Raw genomic sequence first — 19808 nt, 5'->3', positions numbered from 1 at the left:
ATGCGTAATTTCCGTAAGGCAGCCCTCGCAGGCGCTACCGCAGTCGCTGTAGCATTCGGTTCCGCAACCGTCGCTACTGCCGAAGAGACACCAACCCCTACGCCCACCACCAACGTCGTTCCAGACAAGCAGATCGACAAGAACAAGAACCTCGGCGGCTCTTCCACCAAGCTGGGCCACAAGCTCGGCGCTTGGGAGAAGGACAAGGACGGAAAGGTCCAAGCCAAGGGTGCTAACGCTAAGGCGCTCTTCGGACTCAAGAAGGAGGGCTTCGATAACCAGCCTCTGTGGGCGAAGCTCGGCTACGTCTTGACCGTCTTCACCTCCGTTGCTGCAGCAGTCGGCGTGTTCGTTGGACCCGCGTACAACTTCATTGTTCACGGCCTGCCGACGCTGAACAAGTAATTGCGGATTTCCGCACCTGAAAACATTAATTTCGAAAGAAGGAAACTCAATGCGTAACTTCCGCACCGCAGCTGTTGCTTCCGCAACCGCACTGACCGTTGCTCTCGGGGGCGTTGCTACCGCTTCTGCAGCACAGACACCATCCTCTCCTACCCCAACCGCAACTGTGACGCCTACCCCTACGCCAAAGACCAAGGCTGACCAGCAGGGCATTTTTGTTGGCAAGCAGAAAGGCGACAAGGACGCCGGCAAGGTCATCGCCGATGGCACCAAGGGATTGTTCTCCGGCCTCGGATCTTCCCAGGCCTTCGACAAGGAAGAACGCGAAAAGCCATTCTACATCACCGATGCTTTCGGCAAGGAGACTGACATTCAAGCTCTTCCTCAGTGGGCACGCTACTGGATCGACGGCACCGTCGTCGCTGGTATCGGCGCACTCGTTGGCCTGATCATCGCTGGCTTCAACTTCGCTTCCTACAACGGCCTGATCAAGCTCTAAGATCAGTTTCTTAGGAAACGTTTCTGCCCTATCGCAACATGCGACAGGGCAGTTTTCTTTTCGGTAAAAACAATCGCTGCTGGTGTCTTACAACAAACACCAACAGCGAATCAGCTACATCTGGGAGCTGTTTACGCTCCCAACATCAGCTGTCCCTCTGCCACATTCTTGTCCGGAATGGTGAGGATCTCGTTGCCATCGTCAGTAATGACCAGGGTGTGCTCAAACTGGGCGCTGAATTTACCGTCACGGTTTTGCACCGTCCAGCCGTTATCCCAAATATCGTACGGCAGTGCGCCGAGATTGATCATCGGTTCGATAGTCAGCGTCATGCCAGGCTCCAGGATGTCCCGGTATGCGTCCGAGTCGTAGTGGAGCACCACGAGTCCATTATGGAAGGTGGGGCCAACCCCGTGGCCAGTAAAGTCAGTGACCACGTTGTAACCGAAACGCTTCGCATAGGACTCGATAACCCTGCCGATCACGTTGATCTCACGGCCAGGCTTCGCCACCTTGATACCGCGCATCATTGCCTCGTACGTGCGCTGGACCAGATCCTTGTGTTCCTGGGTGACATCGCCAGCGAGGAAGGTCGCATTCGTGTCACCGTGCACACCATTCTTGTATGCGGTGACGTCAATGTTGACGATGTCGCCGTCCTCAATCACGGTGGTATCCGGGATACCATGGCACACGATCTCGTTGAGCGACACACAGCAGGACTTCGGGAAGCCGCGGTAGCCAAGCGTGGACGGGTACGCGCCGTGATCAAGCATGTACTCGTGGGCAACCCGATCGATCTCGTCGGTCGTCACGCCTGGCTTCACAGCTGCACCCGCAACCGCCAGTGCATTCGCGGCGATCTTCGAGCTCTCGCGCATCTTCTCGATCGTCTCGGCGTCCTGCACGTATGGCTCGCCGATGTTCTCCTGTACGTCGTCCTTCCAGGCGTACTCAGGGCGCTCAATGTCCTTTGGTACTTTCCGAATCGGAGTGGACGCTTGTTGTTGTAGCTTTCCTCGTTTGCTCATGCGCCCCATAGTAGTACCCGACTACTGAGGCCCAACTAACCCCCTCGCGACTGGTCCAGATTCACCAACATCGAGTTCGTCAACGCGACCGCAGCCTCCGAGCCGCCGCCAAGCACGACCAGGGCTGCGAACGCTATATCGTCGTCAACTCGGTAGCCGGTAAACCACGAATGGGAGCCCTGGTTGATTTCCGCCTCACCAGTCTTGCCACGGATATCACCACCGGCGGTCATCCCCGCCGCAGTACCACCCGGAGCGGTCACCGCCGCCATCATCTCCTGCAACTGGTGCCACGCCTCAGCTGGCATACGAGGCGCAGACTCACTTAGCTCAGTGTCCACTCCCTTAATCAGGTATGGGGTCGGCATTGACCCATTCGCAGCGGAGGCAGCTACGAGTGCCATCCCGAACGGGCTCGCAAGGTCATGACCCTGCCCGTATCCGGCCTCTGTGCGGTCAAGCGGTTCCTCACCAACAGGGATGGAGCCTGTGATGGTCTCCAAGCCAGGGATCTTCATGTCGAGTCCAAGCCCGAACTGTTTTCCAACATCTCGAAGCTCACCTGGGGCAAGCTTCGTCGAAATGTCAGCGAACGTCGTATTGCAAGAGTGCGCAAAGGCAGACTGTAGTGAAACGTTGCCGAGGGAGAACCCGGCGTAGTTCGTCACGGTCCTACCGTACAGGTTCATGGTCCCCGGGCAAGGCACTGTACTGCCCGGTGTAAGGGCCTGACGCTCAAGACCGGCCGCCGCCGTGATGATCTTGAACGTTGAGCCCGGTGGATACTGGCCCATCGTCGCCAAGTTGCCCTCGCGGTCCGCCTCGCGTGTCTGTGCAACAGCAAGCACCGCCCCACTGGATGGGCGGATAGCAACAATCATTGCCTGTCGCCCGGCATACGGCTCGAGTGCCCGCTCCGCAGCCAGCTGGACGCCATGGTCCAGGCTCACCTCAATCGCAGGTGCAGGAGCCGGTGCGTGGCGTTCAATATCCTCCAGCACCGCGCCGTGCTCGTTGACCACGCTTACGCTCCAGCCGTCGTCACCGATGAGGTCATCGCGAACAAGCTCACCAACGCGAGCAAGCATGTCCGGCGCGAAATCCGGCTCAATGCTCACCATCGCCGCTTCCTCGTTGATGCGCACTCCAGGCACGGCACTAAACGCTGCCTTGGCGGCATCGCCGAATTCGGACGGAACCATCGCAACCGAGTAGGTACCCTGAGCCTCAAGGAGCCTGTTCTCTAGTTCATCGGCGGGAATCTCAGGTACGGCAGATGACTTACCACGGGACTCTTGTAGAAAAGCGGAAATCCTGCGAGCGGTGTCCGGGATATCGCGCACGGCGTGCTTTTCCACCAGGATGCGGAACGCTGTCCCAGGCCGCAGCAGTTCTACCCCATCGGAAGAAACGACGCTCGCCTTTGATGCCGTCACGGAACGCAGCTCCAAGTGTTGCTGCGCGCCCAGGCGCGGGTGCAAAATACTCGGCTGCCAGCGCACGGTCCACTTCTCCCCAATCTGAGTCAGAGTCATGTGGGAGTCATACTCGACTGTGCGTTCTTTCGGCAGGCCCCACTTCAAGTGGTACGAGACGGTAGCTAAATTGTCACTTTGACTGACGTCGTTGATCGTCGCCTTGAGCGCTTCTGCCTGGAGTCCGTTGACCGTTTCTTGGAATGATGCGTTGGCATCGGAGGGGACGTCGACAAGCTCTTGAAAATTAGCCCCGTCGAGACTTGCGAGGGCTTCAAGAAACTCGCGGGCGACGGGCTCAACATCGTTCGGGCGCGGTGTGCAGGCGGTGGCTAGCGCGCCCGTGAAAACTACGCTCAGGAACAAAGCGAGGAGACGTTGCATGGACCTAAAGTACCAAGACCACAACGAAACGTCGTCTACGCCACTCCCTCACGCGGATTATCTAGCGCGTAACCTTGACTTCTGCGTGCGCGCCCTCAACCTCCTGGAGGCCTTCCTCCTCAGCGATGCGCTGAGCGTGGGCAATAAGCGTCTCTACGATCTTCGACTCGGGGACAGTCTCAACGACCTCGCCCTTCACGAAGATCTGTCCCTTGCCGTTGCCGGAAGCAACACCCAAGTCGGCGTCGCGAGCCTCACCAGGACCGTTGACAACGCAGCCCATAACGGCAACACGAAGCGGGTACTCCATCCCCTCAAGACCAGCAGTAACTTCCTCGGCAAGCTTGTACACATCCACCTGGGCGCGACCGCAAGACGGGCAGGAGACGATCTCAAGCTTGCGCGGACGCAGATTCAGCGACTGCAGAATCTGGTCGCCAACCTTGATTTCCTCCACGGGGTCAGCAGAAAGTGAAACGCGAATTGTATCGCCAATGCCCTGAGAAAGCAGTGCACCGAATGCGACGGAGGACTTAATGGTGCCCATGAACTTAGGCCCAGCCTCAGTCACGCCGAGGTGCAAGGGATAATCCGTCTTCTCCGCGAGCTGACGATACGCCTCAACCATGAGCACCGGGTCAGAGTGCTTCACGGAGATCGCGATATCGCCGTAGCCGTGCTCCTCAAAGAGCGCAGCCTCGTACATCGCGGACTCGACGAGAGCCTCGGGCGTGGCGCGGCCGTACTTCTCGAGCAGGCGCTTATCAAGCGAACCACCGTTGACGCCGATACGGATCGGGATACCAGCGTCCCCCGCAGCCTTCGCGACTTCCTTCACACGACCGTCAAACTGTTTAATGTTGCCCGGGTTCACACGCACAGCAGCGCACCCGGCTTCGATCGCCGCGAAGATGTACTTCGGCTGAAAGTGGATATCCGCAATCACCGGGATAGGCGACTTCGCCGCAATCGCTGGCAGCGCATCGGCGTCAACAGTCTTTGGGCAAGCAATGCGCACGATGTCACAACCGGCCGTCGACAACTGGGCAATCTGCTGCAGCGTTGCATTAATATCGTGCGTTTTGGTGGTGGTCATCGACTGGACCGTGATCGGGTGATCCGACCCAACACCCACACCGCCAACCATCAGCTGGCGTGTCTTTCGACGAGGTGCGAGCGTTGGCGCTGGGCCTTCAGGAATACCTAAACCGATGGGAAGATTCATAGTTGCCTACTCTAGCACTGCTACCCAAACAGCTTGATTGGGTTGACCACATCCGCAAGCATCACAAACGCACCAATTGTCAACAGTGCCGCAGCCATCGCATACGTCAACGGCATCAACTTGCGGTAGTCCGCAGGGCCACCGGGCTCAAGCCCGCGCAACCGACGTAGCGCATCGCGGATTCGCTCGTAAAGCACCACTGCGATGTGCCCGCCATCCAGGGGCGGCAACGGGATCAGGTTGAAAAGCGCGAGGAAGAAATTGAGACTGGCCAGCATCATCCAAAACATCGACCACATACTTTGTTGCGCTAACTCTCCGCCCGCGCGGGAGGCACCAATGACACTTACTGGGCCATCGAGCTCACGCTCCGCACCGAAGATTGAGGCGACAACTCCAGGGATCTTCGACGGGAACGCGATAAGCCCCTGCACCGTCGCGCTGAGCATCTGCCCCGTAAACGCTGCCGTAGCTGGTACAGCTTCTAACGGCGCGAACTGGCGCATTGCGTCTTCCACAGGGGCGCTCGTCACACCAATCGCGCCAGCGTCAAAAGAAGCACCGGTTGCCGGATCAATCCTGGTCACCGTGGCGAGTGGAACGTCGATGTCGAGCTGTGTCTCGTCGCGACCCACGGTCAGCGTCACAGTCTCGCCCGGGCGGCGCATCACGTAATCTCGCAGCTCCGGAAATGACTTGAGATCTTCCCCATCAACTGCGAGCAGCTTGTCGCCTTCGCGCAGCCCCGCGTCATAACCGGGACCATTGCCAGTACATTCACCCAGCTGAGTCTCGTTAATTTGGTCGGGTGCACACTGCAGCTCTCCCACAGTTGGGGTCCAATCTGCATACGGGTTCGGGATCGCTGCAAACACTGCAACAAAGTACAGCACTACAACGCCAATCAGAAGATTCATCGCGATCCCACCGCTGAGCACCGCCACACGCTGCCACCAGGGTTTGCGGTACATCGCCACGGGTGCCTCGTCGGCGCTCACCGGATCCTGAGCAGTCATCCCAGCGATATCACAAAACCCGCCAAGCGGGAGCGCCGCGACGCCGTACTCCGTCTCCCCCTTCTTCACGGACCAGAGCTTCGGCCCGAACCCCACGAAGTAGCGGCGAACACGCATCCCAAACGCGCGCGCAGTGAACATGTGCCCCGCCTCATGGAGCGCGATGGAAACGGTAATGCCAAGAGCAAAAAGTATGATTCCTACAATGCCCACTCGCTGCTCCTTGCCATTCAGGCTGGCTTACAGCTGGGCGATAACTTCCTTTGCTGCCCGGCGTGCACCAGCATCTACGTGAAGAATATCTTCGATAGATGTCGGCGCAAATGCAAACGCCCCAGCCGCGTCAAGGACATAACTAACGACGTCCACGATGTGCGGGAACCGAATCTTGCCGGTGAGGAACGCCTCGACCGCTACTTCATTCGCGGCGTTGTAAACCGCTGGGTAGGGATCCCCCATCGCGGCTGCCTCCCTGGCGAGACGCACGGCTGGGAACGCGTCGTCGTCAAGCGGCTCAAACGTCCAATCACTGGCCTGCGAAAAGTCCAAGGCTGGTTGCGCGCCAGGAATACGCTCTGGCCAGGCGAGCGCATGCGCAATAGGCAGCATCATCGATGGCGGTGATGCCTGGGCGATCGTTGCACCGTCTGCGAACGTAATCGCCGAATGCACAACGGACTGGGGGTGCACTACAACATCAATGACGTCAGGCGCGATATCAAACAATAGCGTCGCCTCGATGAGCTCGAGCCCCTTATTGACCATGGTCGCGGAATTAAGAGTGTTCATCGTGCCCATCGACCACGTCGGGTGCTGCCCAGCCTGCTGCGGCGTCGCTTCCATCATCTGTTCCCTGGTCCATCCCCGGAACGGACCGCCCGACGCAGTGAGCACGAATCGCGACACGTCAGCGCGACTTCCAGCGCGCAAGCACTGCGCCATCGCGGAATGCTCAGAATCTACTGGCACGAGTTGGCCAGGCTTCACTTTCTCCATCACGAAACGCCCGCCAGCGACCAACGATTCTTTGTTCGCAAGCGCCAAGACGCCGTCTTTGTGAAGCGTTGCGAGCGTCGATTCAAGCCCCGCAGCACCGACAAGCGCGTTCAGGACGATGTCAGCATCTTGCATTTCAACGAGAACCGCAGCAGCATCCTCGCCCGTAATGATGACGTCGCCTACGGCACGAGAAACATCCTTCGCGGGATCAAGCTGCTGGACAGCAATTTGTTCTGGGCGCAGTTTAAACTCCTGCGCCTGTTGGATAACAAGCTCAGGGTTGTGCCCGGCTGCCGCAATGCCGACAACCTCAAAGTCTTCAGGGTGCTTACGAATAATATCGAGCGCCTGTGTGCCAATAGAGCCTGTCGATCCAAGTATCAGAACCTTCTTCACAACTTCTATTGTGGCACGTCACGGCAAAAATGGACACTTAGTTTCCTTTTCAACTGTTTTAGACAGTCCCGTGCCCCCTAAATAGGCGCTAGGTGTGCATACAGTAACGGGAATTATCTGCCGTTCCGTTGGCCGGGCATCGTACCGGTACGCAATCCTCCGACCACATATACTCTGCACGATGGTGCGAAAGTTTGAACTCATTGGGGGCTACGCCGTGCCATCAGGCCGCACAATATGAAAAGATAATGCACAGTACACACAGATTTAGCATGTCCCTTATTGGTTGCATCCAAAGGCTGCTTCCTTCAAGCGGACAACTACAGCTCAAGGAGAATGGCAGTGGCTCACCCTCAGGACAAGGCTCCACAGGTATATAACGGCGTTTCTGAAGCTGATGTCCCTTCCGCCCGCTTCGGGTGGAGCGCGTTCAAGCCGCGCACGATTCAACTCGCAGGGTGGATCTCGGTGATCTTCTTGCTCGCGTACAACTTCGGCAACCACCACGGCCACGTCGAGACTATTTGGCTACTCACTCTCGCAGTGCTGATCGCAGTGGGCCTGATCTTCCACGGTCTTCAGCCAAAGCTGAGCCAAGTCCGCACGGTCACCTCGCACAACAAGCCCGCTGGTCATAAAGAACCAGACTGGATCTACGCCCAGCAGACGATGACTGGTCCGTACGCTGAGCTCGATGAGCACGAGTTGCGCGCGCTCAACATTGACCCAGCACGTCTCAACGCACTGCGCGGTGCGCAGCAGCAGAGCATTCACTAGCAGCTCGCTTTAGCTAACGCGACGGCGCCACCCCCAACACCTGAGTGAGGGCGTGGCGCCGTTTGCTTTTCTCAGAACCGAGCCCGAAGGCTACTCGCCTTCCGCGGCAAGCTGGCCACACGCCGCCGCTATCTCTTGCCCCTTCGTATCACGAACCGTGCATGTGACGCCCTGCGCGATAACGCGTCGCACAAACTCATCCTGCCGAGCCTTCGGCGACGCGTCCCACTTCGAACCCGGTGTCGGGTTCAGCGGGATGAGATTGACGTGCACCAACGGCCCGAGCACCGCGTGAAGCTTTCTACCGAGCATGTCTGCACGGAAGTCATGGTCGTTAATGTCACGGATCAGCGCGTACTCAATGGAGACACGACGCCCCGTCGTATCCGCGTAGTACCGTGCAGCCTCCAGCACATCTTGGACAGAGAACCTGTTGTTCATCGGCACGAGAGTGTCACGGAGCTCATCATCTGGGGTGTGGAGGGAAACCGCCAGCGTGCAGGAGAGGCCTTCGTCGGCAAGCATTCGAATCTGTGGCGCAAGACCTACAGTCGAAACGGTGACGTTACGCTGCGAAATCCCGAAGCCTTGCGGCGCCGGGCTAGTAATCTGGCGCACTGCGCTGACTACCCGCTTATAGTTCGCTAGGGGCTCTCCCATCCCCATGAATACGATGTTAGAAAGCCGGGAGCCTTCTTCCTGCATCATTGCTGCGGCAGCGCGAACCTGGTCAACGATCTCGGCAGTAGACAGGTTTCGATCGAGCCCGCCCTGGCCTGTGGCACAAAATGGGCACGCCATCCCGCAACCTGCTTGCGATGAAATGCACAGCGTCGCGCGATCCTTGTAGCGCATCAGCACGGATTCCAACAGGATGCCGTCGTGCAAGCGCCACAGCGTCTTGGTGGTATCCCCCTCGTCGGTTTCTACGCGCCGAACCGGGGTCAGCAGCGTCGGGAAAAGGGCGTCTTTCACCTTCTCGCGTTGCGCAGCAGGCAGATCCGTCATCGTGAGCGGATCAGCTTCAAATTTGCCGTAATAGTGGCGCGCGATCTGGTCTGCGCGGAACTTAGGTAGCCCGAGGGACTTCAGCGCCTCAATGCGCTCCTCGCTGCTCAGGTCAGCGAAGTGCTTCGGCGGCATACCAAACTTGGGGGTCAGCAGTGGCAATGTTGGGGTCTCAGTCATGATTGCCCCATCTTTGCACGTTAGAACGGATTCATCCATGCAGAAGCACTCAGCAGAATGTACGTTGCGCACGCTGCTGGCAACATGCCGTCCAGGCGGTCCATCAGGCCACCATGCCCAGGCAAAATCTGAGACATGTCTTTGATGCCCAGCTCGCGCTTGAACTGGCTTTCAACAAGGTCACCCATCGTCGCGCACACTACCAGGGCGGCCCCCAGGAAGATGCCCATCCACCACGGCCCTTGAATGAGGAAGGTAACCACCGCAGTTCCCGCGATGATCCCGAACACCATCGATCCGGCAAAGCCCTCCCAGGACTTCTTCGGGCTCACCGCTGGCGCCATTGGGTGCGACCCAAACATCACGCCGGCAGCGTATCCCCCAACGTCAGAGGCGACTACGCAGCACATGAATGCCACAATGAACGCCGAACCGCTTACAGAGCCTTCGTCAATAAGCGAAACCATTGCTGCAAAACTGCCGAATAATGGAATCCAAGCCAGGACGAACACGCCCACTGCGGTATCTCGTAGATAGTTCGTCGGCGTTTGGTGTCGACCGTGGTCGAACAGCCGCAAGAACATCAAGAACAGCACCGTGAATGCGAACGCAGCGACCACGCCCGCAGTCTTGTACACAGCAGAAGACCACACCATGATCTGGCCAAGGATAATCAAGAGGGTACGCGGCTGCTGATAGCCAGCTTCCCGTAACCGGGTGAGCACCTCCCACATCCCGCCTGCTACGGCGACCGCAACAAGTGGGTACCACGCCATAGGGCCAACCCACACGGCGGCAATCACGATAGCGCCAAGAATAACCCCGGTCGTGATGGCAGCCGGCAGGTTCCTGCCCGCATCATTCTTCGGCTTCGGAGCCGTAATGCGGGGCCAGCCTGATGGTTCTGATTGATCTGTCGAGAGTTTCACGTAGCGTTGCTTTCTGTTGCTGGCAGGACCCAGGCCTTAGACCTCCATCAGTTCAGCTTCTTTGCGCTGAACCAGCTCATCGATTTGTGCAACGTAGTTCTGGGTGGTCTTGTCCAGCGCCTTTTCTGCGGTCTGCACTTCGTCCTCGCCCGCGTCGCCGTCCTTCTGGATCTTCTTCAGTGCTTCCATACCGTGGCGGCGGACGTTACGGATGGCGATCTTGCCGTCCTCGCCCTTCTGCTTGGCTTGCTTGACCATGTCACGGCGACGGTCCTCCGTCAGCTGCGGAATCGTGACGCGGATAACTTGTCCATCGTCCGTCGGGTTCACGCCGAGATCGGAGTTACGGATGGCGGTCTCAATTTCCTTCAGCGTCGACATGTCGTACGGCTTGATCAGCAGCATGCGAGGTTCAGGTACGGAGATCGTCGCCATCTGGTTGATTGGCGTCGGGGCACCATAGAAGTCAGCCATGACGCCGTTAAACATCGCTGGGTTAGCGCGACCTGTACGGATTGTTACCAGGTCGTCGCGGGTGAAATCAACAGAGGAGCTCATTCGCTCTTCGGCATCAAGCAACACGTCATCAATCATTTTTTCTCCACTTCTTCTGTACAAAGTGTTTGGGGACAAGTAAGTCGCACACCAATCTACCAGCGTTCCCGGGTGGGACGTGTCGCGGCTTCGCCGGGACCAGAAGAAATCGGCGCTCGTGACGCCTAGACTGTCCCCATGCTTTACTCCCCCGCCAGTGCCGCGTTGGTCTACTCGCCCCCGACCCCATTGCGTACCGGCCAAGGAAGGCTGTCGTCGTGGCAGATTCCGATCAAGGACGGGACGGATGTTGCCGGAATGCCCACGTCTCATGGCAACCCAGCACGGAAAGTCGTTGCGGAGAAGCACAGCCCGATTGTTGCTGCGTTGCTGGAGTCTGGAGCCTCCATCCCCGGAAAGTCTCTGACAGCTGAGCTTGGGGCGACGTGCTATGCGGAGGAAGCTCACTCGCCGACGCTACAGTCGCCCATCTTCCCCGGTTGTACTCCTGGTGGCTCCTCAGCCGGGGCGGGGGTACTCGTCGGAAGCGGGCTCTACCGCGCAGCGCATGGTACTGACGCAGGGGGTTCGTTGCGTGTGCCCGCCGCGGCCTGCGGTGTCGTGGGTTATAAGCCTGGCACGCATGCCCCGGTCGCCCAAGGGTTTATCACCCGCAGTGTCATCGACCAGTTTGAACTCTACGGCCACCACCCCACCCCGGTACGCAAACTTCGCATCGGCGTACTTATCGACGGCCTCTTCGCCAACACCACCGTGTCGAGCGGGCGCGGCGACGCCCTCGATGCGGCCGCACACGAGCTAGGCAAACATCATGAGGTTGTGTTGCTTCGCCCCTACGCGGACGCACAAGTGACTTTTGAGCATTTCAAGCACCGCATCACACACAGTTTCTGCAAGGTAGAGCCACTCGAGAACCCCTATCTCGCATGGATGCGTGAGCAGGGCCGCACGGTCTCCCCTGCGGCGCTGCACAACGCTCACGAACACTTCAGACACTTACTTGGACACGTGCAACACGAATGGGATGTGGATATCGTACTCACCCCAACGATTGCGTTTGATCCCCCGTCAATTGGCTACTTCTCCTCCCTCACCCCGGAAGAGAGCTTCTATCGGCAGACAGTGTGGACGCCTTGGTGCACGCTGTTCAATGTGATGGGCAGCCCCGCCGTTGCAGTCGGGGCGCTCCACCTTGGATCAGTCACTGTTGGCGGGCGCGCACTCCTTTCGGTAGCGCGCACCGTCGAACGCTTCGGACTCCCCGATGCCCTCTAGGAAACGAGCGTGCCGATTTGCTCGCCGGACACCGCACGAGCAATATTGCCTTCCTTGAGCAGGTTGAATACCAGAATCGGCATGTTGTTGTCCATGCACAGCGAAAACGCGGTGGCGTCGGCAACCTTGAGTTCCTTTTCCAGCACTTCGCGAGGAGATACCTCGCTGTAGAGCTGTGCGTCTGGGTTGGTACGTGGGTCGTCGTCGTAAACGCCGTCGACGCCCTTGGCCATCAGCAGGACCTCACAACCAATTTCCAGGGCACGCTGTGCGGCCGTGGTGTCCGTGGAGAAGTATGGCATACCCATGCCGGCGCCGAAGATGACAACGCGGCCTTTCTCCAGGTGGCGGACTGCACGAAGCGGCAAGTACGGCTCAGCAATCTGAGCCATGTTGATGGAAGTCTGCACGCGACAATCGACGCCTTTTTGCTGCAGGAAGTCTTGGAGCGCAAGGCAGTTCATCACGGTGCCAAGCATGCCCATGTAGTCGGAGCGAGCGCGGTCAAGACCGCGCTTTTGCAGCTCAGCACCACGGAAGAAGTTTCCGCCACCGATCACGACAGCTACCTCGGTTCCGGACTGGGCAACTTCAGCGATCTGCGAGGCGACGCTTTCGACAACGTCCGGGTCGATACCAACTTTTCCGCCACCGAACATTTCACCGCCCAGTTTAAGCATGACGCGTTTGAATCCCGTGCGAGTAGACGCAAGTTCTGACACTGTGAGGACACTCCTTGAGAGTTGGCCAATTCGAGCCGTAGAGGACAATTCTATTCCCGACCGATCTTAGCGATCTCGCATAGCTTTGTAGCAACTGGGCACAAAAGAAACCGCCGGCGGAGGGTAACCCCTCTACACCAGCGGTGAAAAGCATCAGGCTTATGCCTGGCCAACCTCGAAACGAACGAAGTCGGTGATCTCGATGCCGTTCTCCTCCGCGAACTGCTTCACGGTCTTCTTGGAGTCAGCAAGCGAAGGCTGGTCCAGAAGGACAACGTCCTTGAAGAAGCCACCCATACGACCCTCAACGATCTTCGCGATGGCTGCCTCAGGCTTACCCTCGTTACGGGTGATCTCTTCCTGAACAGCGCGCTCCTTCTCGACAACCTCAGCCGGAATGTCCTCTTCCTTGAGGTAACGAGCCTTCATCGCAGCGATCTGCAGCGCAACCTGGTGTGCAGCTTCAGCGTTGTCGCCGTTGTAGGCAACCAGAACGCCAACAGCTGGTGGCAGGTCAGCGGAACGCTGGTGCAGGTACTTCGCCAGCTGGTCACCCTCGATGGTGGCAGCGCGACGCAGCTCCAGCTTCTCGCCGATCTTCGCGGAGAGGCGCTCAAGGACGTCGTGTGCGGTCTCGCCGTCGACGTCAGCATTTGCGAGCTCTTCCTGGCTGTTTGCCTTCACAGCAGCAGCGGCGTCAGCAATCTTGCCAGCAATGGTCTTGAACTCGTCGTTCTTCGCAACGAAGTCGGTCTCAGAGTTGATCTCGACGATGGTGTTGCCAGAGACAGCGACGAGGCCCTCCAGAGCGTTGCGCTCAGCGCGCTTGCCCACGTCCTTTGCGCCCTTGATACGGAGCAGCTCGACGGCTTTCTCGAAGTCGCCGCCGGTCTCCTCCAGCGCCTTCTTGCAGTCGAGCATGCCGGAGCCGGTGGTTTCACGCAGCTTCTTAACGTCAGCAGCAGTGTAGTTCGCCATATTCGGGCGATCCTCCTCGTACAGTAGTGGATAAATACGTCGTAAAATTATGCTTCAAGCAAAACACCCCACGCCCATTTCGCGCCCATAATCCAGGACGTGAACAGGACGCGGGGTGTCACACTCGCTATGCAGGATACACGCTTCGTGCGTCCTGCGAGCGGAGTTACTTAGCCTGCTGAGCTTGCTCTGCAGCGCGAACAGCGTGTGGCTGCTCTACTGGTGCAACCTCCTGCGGCGCAGCAGTTTCTGCTTCAGCAGCTGCCTTCGCAGCGTCTGCAGCGGAAACCTCAGCGGAGGCAGCAGCCTGCGCAGCGGCCTCTGCGACCTCTGCCTGGTGCTTCGCGTCGGTGTCGCCTGCGGCCTCGCGTGCGGATGCCAGCTGACGCTCTTCGCGCTGCTGCTTACCAGCGATGACTGCCTCACCGATGATGTGGGTCAGGATCTTGACTGCGCCGATAGCGTCGTCGTTGCCCGGAATTGGGAAGTCGACGTCATCTGGGTCACAGTTGGTGTCAAGAACAGCAACAACAGGGATACGCAGCTTCTTAGCCTCGTTGACCGCGATGTGCTCCTTGCTCGTGTCAACAACCCACAGAGCGGAAGGTGCCTTGGTCATGTCAGCAATGCCGCCAAGAACGCGCTCAAGCTTCTGGCGCTCGCGGGTCAGCATCAAGACTTCCTTCTTACCGCGACCTGCGTAGCCGTTCTCAGCAGCATCCATAGCCTGGAGCTCCTTCATACGGCCGATACGCTTGGAAACGGTCTGGAAGTTGGTGAGCATGCCACCGAGCCAGCGGTGCGTTACGTATGGCATACCAACACGCTGAGCCTCTTCCTGGATAGGCTCCTGCGCCTGCTTCTTCGTACCAACAAACAGGATCGTGCCACCGTGTGCAACGGTTTCCTTGACGAACTCGAAAGCCTCGTCAATGTAGGTCAGCGTCTGCTGCAAGTCGATGATGTAAATGCCGTTGCGGTCGGTGAAGATGAAGCGACGCATCTTCGGGTTCCAACGACGCGTCTGGTGGCCGAAGTGCACACCTGCGTCGAGGAGTTCGCGCATGGTTACAACTGCCATGGGAATTTCTCCTTTGGAGTAATCTCGTTCGGTTAATGTTCATGTACTGCGAGGGTTTTATCCCTCGCCCTAGCACCGCACCTTCTCAACACCCTCATACTGCGGGACCATTGCTGAGCTGGCGTTATTCGGCGCGCGTAGTCAACTTCGAAAAGTTGCTTTGACAAGCATAGTCGAAACCGCCTTGGTTACCTAATTTGACCTGCAGAAACCTCTGCAGTTATCCACAGGTTGATTTTTGTCCACAGCATTTTCGTGTAGGAGCTTGCCGCGTACCGTGCTGTCGGGGCTCAATAGCATCATGCATGCACTTTTTCGATGGACGGCTTTACTCCCTTTATTGCTCTGCGCAGGATTGTCCACAGCTCCTGCTTTCGCGTACGTCGACCCGACTACAGGTCTCCCCCACGCAACCCGGATTACCCGACCCGCACAGATCCCGGAGAAGAACTGGATGCCGGGACATCGCGGGGTTGATCTTGCGCTGCGAATCGGTAGCCCAGTCCTCGCCGCTGACGCGGGGACAGTGGCGTTCGTCGGCAATGTGGCGGGCACTCCCGTTATCAGCATCGACCATCTTGACGGAATCCGCACTACCTACCAGCCGGTGCACGCCCGCGTGCGACAAGGTGATGCAGTAAAGACCGGCGAGGTGATTGGGACGTTGGCTCGCCCGACTAGGCCGCAGGCACACATGCAGGATGGGTTGCACTGGGGTGCGCTCGTCGCAAAGGACACCTATATCAACCCGCTGTCCCTCTTATCGACGCCCACCATTCGGCTCAAACCAACACGGTAAACAGTTACGCCCGGGGATGCGCCTGATTGTAGATCTGCGTAAGCCTCTGCGAGGAGACGTGGGTGTAAATCTGTGTGGTCTGCAGGCTGGAGTGGCCAAGCATCTCCTGCACCATTCTCAGATCAGCGCCACCTTCAAGCATTTGCGTAGCCGCGGTGTGCCGCAGTGAGTGTGGCGTCACGCTCGTCTGTCCTGCCTGCTGCCCGGCGCGCTCGACGATTCGGCGTACTTGGCGCTGGTCGATCCGTTTTCCTTGGTTGCCGACGAAGAGCGGGGTGGGTCCTGTGTTGGTTTCGTTGGCGAGGGCGGGGCGGGCGTCGTGAAGCCATGCGGTCAGTGCGTTGTGTGCGTTGGTTCCGAATGGGACGATGCGTTGTTTGTTGCCTTTGCCTGTGACTCTTGCGGTGTTGGTGTGCAGGTCGAGGTCTTCGGTGTTGAGGGCGACGAGTTCGCCGACTCGGATTGCGCTGGCGTAGAGCAGTTCGAGGATGGCGGTGTCGCGGATGTCTTGCGGTGCGTCACTGTGTGGGCGAATGAGTTCTTCGGTGGCGGGGGCGCTGAGCACGGTGGGTAATTTGCGTTGTTTCTTTGGGGTGCGCAGGCGGGCGGCTTCGTCTTTGGCGATGTAGCCGTGTTGGTAGGCCCAGGTGGAGAATGCTCGTGCGGATGCGGTGCGGCGTGCGATGGTAGAGCGCGCTTTACCGGCTTGGACGGCGTCGGCAAGCCAGCGGCGCAACGTGTCGATGGTAAACGACTTAAGGTCGGGGGTGTAGGCAGCGAGTGTGGTGAGGTCAGACTTGTAACTTTTGCAGGTTGCCGCTGCGCGGTTTTTCACGTGCTGGCAGTAGTCGATGAAGTCGTCCACCGCGGTAAGGAACTGGGTGGACGACTGATCGTGGCTGCTACTCATGCTCCGTATTGTATCGGCTGCTTAAGGCTTCGCTGTTTCGCTGCGTCGCCATAGCTGGCCTTCTCGCTGGATAAGCCCTTTGCCTTGCAGCTCGATGAGCACGTTGACGGTCACCTGCAGGGACAACGCCGCGGCCTTCGCGATTTCCTCCGCGGCGAGCCCTTCGCGGTGGTGCTTCGGCGCGGCATCGTAGATGCGCATCTCGGTGCGGGTGAGTAGCTGCAGCGGGGATGCCTCGTTGTTGTCTGCGAGTTCTTGCTCTGCATCCACGCCGTTTTCGAGGCGTATTGCCTCATGGACGTAGGTCGCGTTCAGCACCATCGTGGCTTCGCCTTTGTGGATGGCCAAGTTGGTCCCCACTGATCCGGCGGTGGTGATCGGTCCTGGTACCGCCAGTGTGCCTCGGTGGTAGTACTGTGCCCAGCGCAGCGTGCTGAGTGCTCCTGAGCGGTAGGCAGCTTCAATCACCAGTGTGGCTTGGGTAAGCCCGGCGACAAGCCGGTTCCGGGTGAGGAAGCGGTGTCGTTCCGGGGCCATGCCCGGGCTGTATTCGGTGATGATTGCTCCCCCTGCTGCGACGATGCGGTCAAACAGTTGTTGGTGGCGCCTCGGGTAGGTCACGCCTGGCCCGCATGCGGCAAACACCACGGTTGGCAGGCCTGCGTCGAGTGCCGCATCATGGGCTGCCGCATCAATCCCAAGCGCCCCACCGGAGACGATAGTGTATCCCCAGCGTTTCAGCCCGTGCACGATGTCGCGAGTGGCCGAATGCCCGTACGCGCTCAGCGCTCGCGTACCGACGATCGCGATCGAACTCTCCAGTAGTTCCGGCAGGTTTGTATTGCCGCGGACCCACAGCGCGTGCGGGGGAACGCCATCGGGGCGTGCCGTCGCGCCCTCACCGTCCAAGCTCAGCTTCGCTCCAAGGTGGAACGATTCATAAATCCGTTCGCGCGGCCACTCCGGTGACTCAGGCGTAATGAGCGTGTAGCCATGCTCCGCTGCGGTGGCGAGGTCTTCTGCTGGCTGGTCCCAGGTGTATCTCGCGTCGGTGTCGGCGGCCAGATCGCCAAGCCAAGGTGCGCGGGTCCGCACCCCTTCGGCGATCTCGTCGGCGCTATACCCCTCGTTTCGAAGCGCCCACAGTGTTGTCGACGGCCCCTCAATCACTCGGTTGAGGTAGGCCCACGATTCAAGCGAACTCATGCGGGAACCTCCTCATACTGAGTCGGCACGGTCTGCTCGTCTCGCAGGTCGACAGCTTCCGCGACGTGGCCAAGGTGCGGACACGACTCCCCTTGGAGGTCCGCCAGAGTCCACGAGAGTTTCAGAATGCGGTCGATCCCGCGCTGACTTACCTCTCCGCGCGCCAACATCGAAGAGAGAAGCATCATCGCGGATTCTTGCGCTGGGAAGTGTCGACGCAGCCACGGCCCCGGCACCCGCGCATTGGTCAGCGCACCATTCGTGTGTTCCTCGCACGTCCGCCAACGGTGTGACGCGCGGTCGCGGGCCTCCGCGACCCGCTGTGCGATGTCCGCGGAAGACTCCGCTCCCCTTGGGTTCAGCACCGCGTTATCCAACGAGGTCCTACAGACCATATCGAGACGGTCCCGCAACGGCCCCGAAATCCTGCGTGCATACCGCGCGCGCTGTGCCCCAGAACAGCGGCAGTGGTGAACCGGCTTTCCACACGGGCACGGGTTCATCGCAAGAATGAGTTGGAAATCAGCGGGGAAAACCACGTCTCGATTGCTGCGGCGCAATCGCACCTCGCCTTTCTCCAGGGGGATTCGCAACGCATCCAACGTGGCGGGCGCGATCTCAGAGGCCTCGTCGAGAAACAGCACCCCGTTGTGCGCTTGGCTCACCGCGCCGGGGCGCGGCACTCCACTGCCACCCCCGATGAGCTGGATCTTAGACAGCGACGGGTCCGGTGCGATAAACGGAGGGTGCGTCACTAACCCACCTCCAGAGATTCCGGCAGCCGCGTGAATCGCGGTTGACGTCACCATCTCTTCAACATCCAATACAGGCAGGATCGAAGGCAGCCGTTCAGCCAGCATCGACTTTCCCGAACCAGGTGGGCCGATCATCAGCATGTGGTGCGCGCCTGCTGCAGCTATCTCTAAGATTCTGCGCTCAGGACCTTGACCAGCAATATCTGCAAAATCGGGCTGACGCCCGCGCTCAGCGTTTGGCACACACGCGGACGCTGCTTCGAGCATCTCCTCACCGAGTAACCAGGCCCACACCTGCGCCAGCGAATCTGCCAGCACGATTTCGCCACGGCACACAAGCTGCGCCTGTTGCTCGTTCGCACGTGGGACCACAATGCGGTCGATTCCGCCGTCCTCGCCAAGTAGCTCCTGAGCAGCCAGCAGCATAGGAAGAACATCCGGAACAGGCCGCAAACTACCGTCCAAGGCGAGCTCTCCCACGATGAAGGTGCTCGATAGCGCCCGCTGCGCACGGGGATCCAGACTCCCCATCACGGCCAGCGCAATCGGCAAGTCGAATTGGGATCCAGCCTTCGGCACATGTGCCGGCGATAGCGACACCATCGCCTTCGTCTTCGGCCACGGCAACGAACTATTGCGGCAAGCGGTTCGGATTCGTTCGCGCGACTCTTTCACAGCGGCATCAGCAAGCCCGACGATGTGCGTACCAGGCAAACCTGGCCCTACATTGGCCTCCACCCGCACGACGCGCGCCCGAATCCCCTCAACTGTGGCACTCAAGGTACTAGCAAGCGGCATCTTCAACCCCCATGACAAACTCGAACTCAAAGCCGTCCTCGTGATAGATCGCCTCCACAACGTCGAAGCGGACCTCGTAAAAACCCTCGGTACTTCGCAACCACTCTGCAGCCGCGCTGCGCATCGCCATCATCTTCTTCGCGTGCACCGCCTCAACGGAACCAAACCCAGGCAGACGCCTGGTTTTTACCTCTACGAACACCACGGTGCCGTACGCATCCTGCATAATCAGATCGATTTCACCCTGCCTACACCGCACTCGCCTACCGAGGCACGTGTAGCCCAATGCCAAGTACTCCTCCAGGACAGCGTCTTCGCCTAAACGGCCAAGCTGATACTGATCCATACATGGTTCCTGCATGTTTTCGTTCCCCTCTTTCTTAAAGCGTTTTTGTTCAAACACGC

Annotated in this window: 20 protein-coding genes; 5 read left to right on the top strand and 15 right to left on the bottom strand. The window is 59.1% G+C overall.

From position 1 onward, the window contains the following. A complete protein-coding gene (locus tag BJP07_RS03710; protein ID WP_071566126.1) occupies window positions 1-405 on the top strand; it encodes a hypothetical protein in 405 nt (134 codons plus the stop codon). A gap of 49 nt (window positions 406-454) precedes the next feature. Next, entirely contained in the window at window positions 455-904 is a 450-nt protein-coding gene (locus tag BJP07_RS03705) for a hypothetical protein (protein ID WP_071566125.1), read from the top strand. Window positions 905-1035: 131 nt separating this feature from the next. Here the strand turns inward: BJP07_RS03705 and map are convergent, their stop codons facing one another. The 5 genes from map to dxr form a co-directional block, all read right to left on the bottom strand. Continuing rightward, a complete protein-coding gene (gene map / locus BJP07_RS03700) occupies window positions 1036-1935 on the bottom strand; it encodes a type I methionyl aminopeptidase (RefSeq protein ID WP_071566380.1) in 900 nt (299 codons plus the stop codon). A gap of 35 nt (window positions 1936-1970) precedes the next feature. Next, window positions 1971-3794: a penicillin-binding transpeptidase domain-containing protein gene (locus BJP07_RS03695; protein ID WP_071566124.1), complete on the bottom strand. Its 1824-nt coding sequence runs from the start codon at window positions 3792-3794 to the stop codon at window positions 1971-1973. A 61-nt stretch (window positions 3795-3855) separates the two neighbouring features. Beyond that, window positions 3856-5019, bottom strand: coding sequence for a flavodoxin-dependent (E)-4-hydroxy-3-methylbut-2-enyl-diphosphate synthase (gene ispG, locus BJP07_RS03690; protein WP_071566123.1), 1164 nt, complete (start codon window positions 5017-5019; stop codon window positions 3856-3858). Between the two features lie 20 nt (window positions 5020-5039). Further along, entirely contained in the window at window positions 5040-6248 is a 1209-nt protein-coding gene (locus BJP07_RS03685) for an RIP metalloprotease (protein WP_071566122.1), read from the bottom strand. 27 nt (window positions 6249-6275) lie between these two features. Then, entirely contained in the window at window positions 6276-7439 is a 1164-nt protein-coding gene (gene dxr, locus BJP07_RS03680; protein WP_071566121.1) for a 1-deoxy-D-xylulose-5-phosphate reductoisomerase, read from the bottom strand. A 327-nt stretch (window positions 7440-7766) separates the two neighbouring features. Here dxr and BJP07_RS03675 point away from each other — a divergent pair, with 327 nt between their 5' ends. Then, window positions 7767-8207 (top strand): DUF2631 domain-containing protein, encoded by a 441-nt coding sequence (locus tag BJP07_RS03675; RefSeq protein ID WP_071566120.1) that lies wholly within the window; start codon window positions 7767-7769, stop codon window positions 8205-8207. Window positions 8208-8297: 90 nt separating this feature from the next. Here the strand turns inward: BJP07_RS03675 and rlmN are convergent, their stop codons facing one another. From rlmN to frr, 3 genes are read right to left on the bottom strand one after another with little or no spacing between them, the layout of a single operon-like run. Continuing rightward, window positions 8298-9395, bottom strand: a complete 1098-nt coding sequence (gene rlmN, locus BJP07_RS03670; RefSeq protein ID WP_071566119.1) for a 23S rRNA (adenine(2503)-C(2))-methyltransferase RlmN — start codon at window positions 9393-9395, stop codon at window positions 8298-8300. A 20-nt stretch (window positions 9396-9415) separates the two neighbouring features. Then, window positions 9416-10324 (bottom strand): phosphatidate cytidylyltransferase, encoded by a 909-nt coding sequence (locus BJP07_RS03665; protein WP_083584068.1) that lies wholly within the window; start codon window positions 10322-10324, stop codon window positions 9416-9418. Between the two features lie 36 nt (window positions 10325-10360). Further along, window positions 10361-10918 carry a ribosome recycling factor gene (frr, locus tag BJP07_RS03660; RefSeq protein WP_071566118.1) on the bottom strand — a complete coding sequence of 186 codons (558 nt, stop codon included), beginning with the start codon at window positions 10916-10918 and terminating at the stop codon, window positions 10361-10363. Between the two features lie 138 nt (window positions 10919-11056). Between frr and BJP07_RS03655 the strand changes: the two genes are divergently transcribed. Further along, window positions 11057-12154 (top strand): amidase, encoded by a 1098-nt coding sequence (locus BJP07_RS03655; RefSeq protein ID WP_083584067.1) that lies wholly within the window; start codon window positions 11057-11059, stop codon window positions 12152-12154. On the opposite strand, the gene pyrH is transcribed toward BJP07_RS03655, so the two are convergent. The 3 genes from pyrH to rpsB form a co-directional block, all read right to left on the bottom strand. Then, complete coding sequence (gene pyrH / locus BJP07_RS03650) at window positions 12151-12834, bottom strand: UMP kinase (RefSeq protein ID WP_218160227.1); 684 nt, start codon at window positions 12832-12834, stop codon at window positions 12151-12153. The genes BJP07_RS03655 and pyrH overlap by 4 nt on opposite strands. A gap of 201 nt (window positions 12835-13035) precedes the next feature. After that, the gene (gene tsf / locus BJP07_RS03645; protein ID WP_071566116.1) at window positions 13036-13854 is read right to left on the bottom strand and encodes a translation elongation factor Ts; all 819 of its coding nucleotides are present in this window, start codon (window positions 13852-13854) and stop codon (window positions 13036-13038) included. Window positions 13855-14020: 166 nt separating this feature from the next. Beyond that, window positions 14021-14935, bottom strand: coding sequence for a 30S ribosomal protein S2 (gene rpsB / locus BJP07_RS03640; protein ID WP_071566115.1), 915 nt, complete (start codon window positions 14933-14935; stop codon window positions 14021-14023). 301 nt (window positions 14936-15236) lie between these two features. Here rpsB and BJP07_RS03635 point away from each other — a divergent pair, with 301 nt between their 5' ends. Beyond that, a complete protein-coding gene (locus BJP07_RS03635; RefSeq protein ID WP_071566377.1) occupies window positions 15237-15734 on the top strand; it encodes a M23 family metallopeptidase in 498 nt (165 codons plus the stop codon). A 4-nt stretch (window positions 15735-15738) separates the two neighbouring features. On the opposite strand, the gene BJP07_RS03630 is transcribed toward BJP07_RS03635, so the two are convergent. Genes BJP07_RS03630 through BJP07_RS03615 form a run of 4 tightly spaced genes read right to left on the bottom strand, consistent with a single transcriptional unit; the run spans window position 15739 to window position 19749 of the window. After that, complete coding sequence (locus BJP07_RS03630) at window positions 15739-16644, bottom strand: tyrosine recombinase XerC (RefSeq protein ID WP_071566114.1); 906 nt, start codon at window positions 16642-16644, stop codon at window positions 15739-15741. A 21-nt stretch (window positions 16645-16665) separates the two neighbouring features. Beyond that, window positions 16666-17850, bottom strand: coding sequence for a DNA-processing protein DprA (gene dprA, locus BJP07_RS03625; protein WP_071566113.1), 1185 nt, complete (start codon window positions 17848-17850; stop codon window positions 16666-16668). Next, entirely contained in the window at window positions 17847-19403 is a 1557-nt protein-coding gene (locus tag BJP07_RS03620; RefSeq protein ID WP_071566112.1) for a YifB family Mg chelatase-like AAA ATPase, read from the bottom strand. The genes dprA and BJP07_RS03620 overlap by 4 nt, the downstream gene beginning before the upstream one ends. Next, the gene (locus BJP07_RS03615) at window positions 19390-19749 is read right to left on the bottom strand and encodes a YraN family protein (protein ID WP_071566376.1); all 360 of its coding nucleotides are present in this window, start codon (window positions 19747-19749) and stop codon (window positions 19390-19392) included. The genes BJP07_RS03620 and BJP07_RS03615 overlap by 14 nt, the downstream gene beginning before the upstream one ends. Between the last annotated feature and the right edge of the window lie 59 nt (window positions 19750-19808).

The sequence above is a fragment of the Corynebacterium sp. NML130628 genome, assembly GCF_001875665.1.
In the GTDB taxonomy this organism is placed as follows: Bacteria; Actinomycetota; Actinomycetes; order Mycobacteriales; family Mycobacteriaceae; genus Corynebacterium.
Note: the sequence above shows the minus strand (reverse complement) of the source record. Positions and strands in the feature narration are given on the sequence as shown.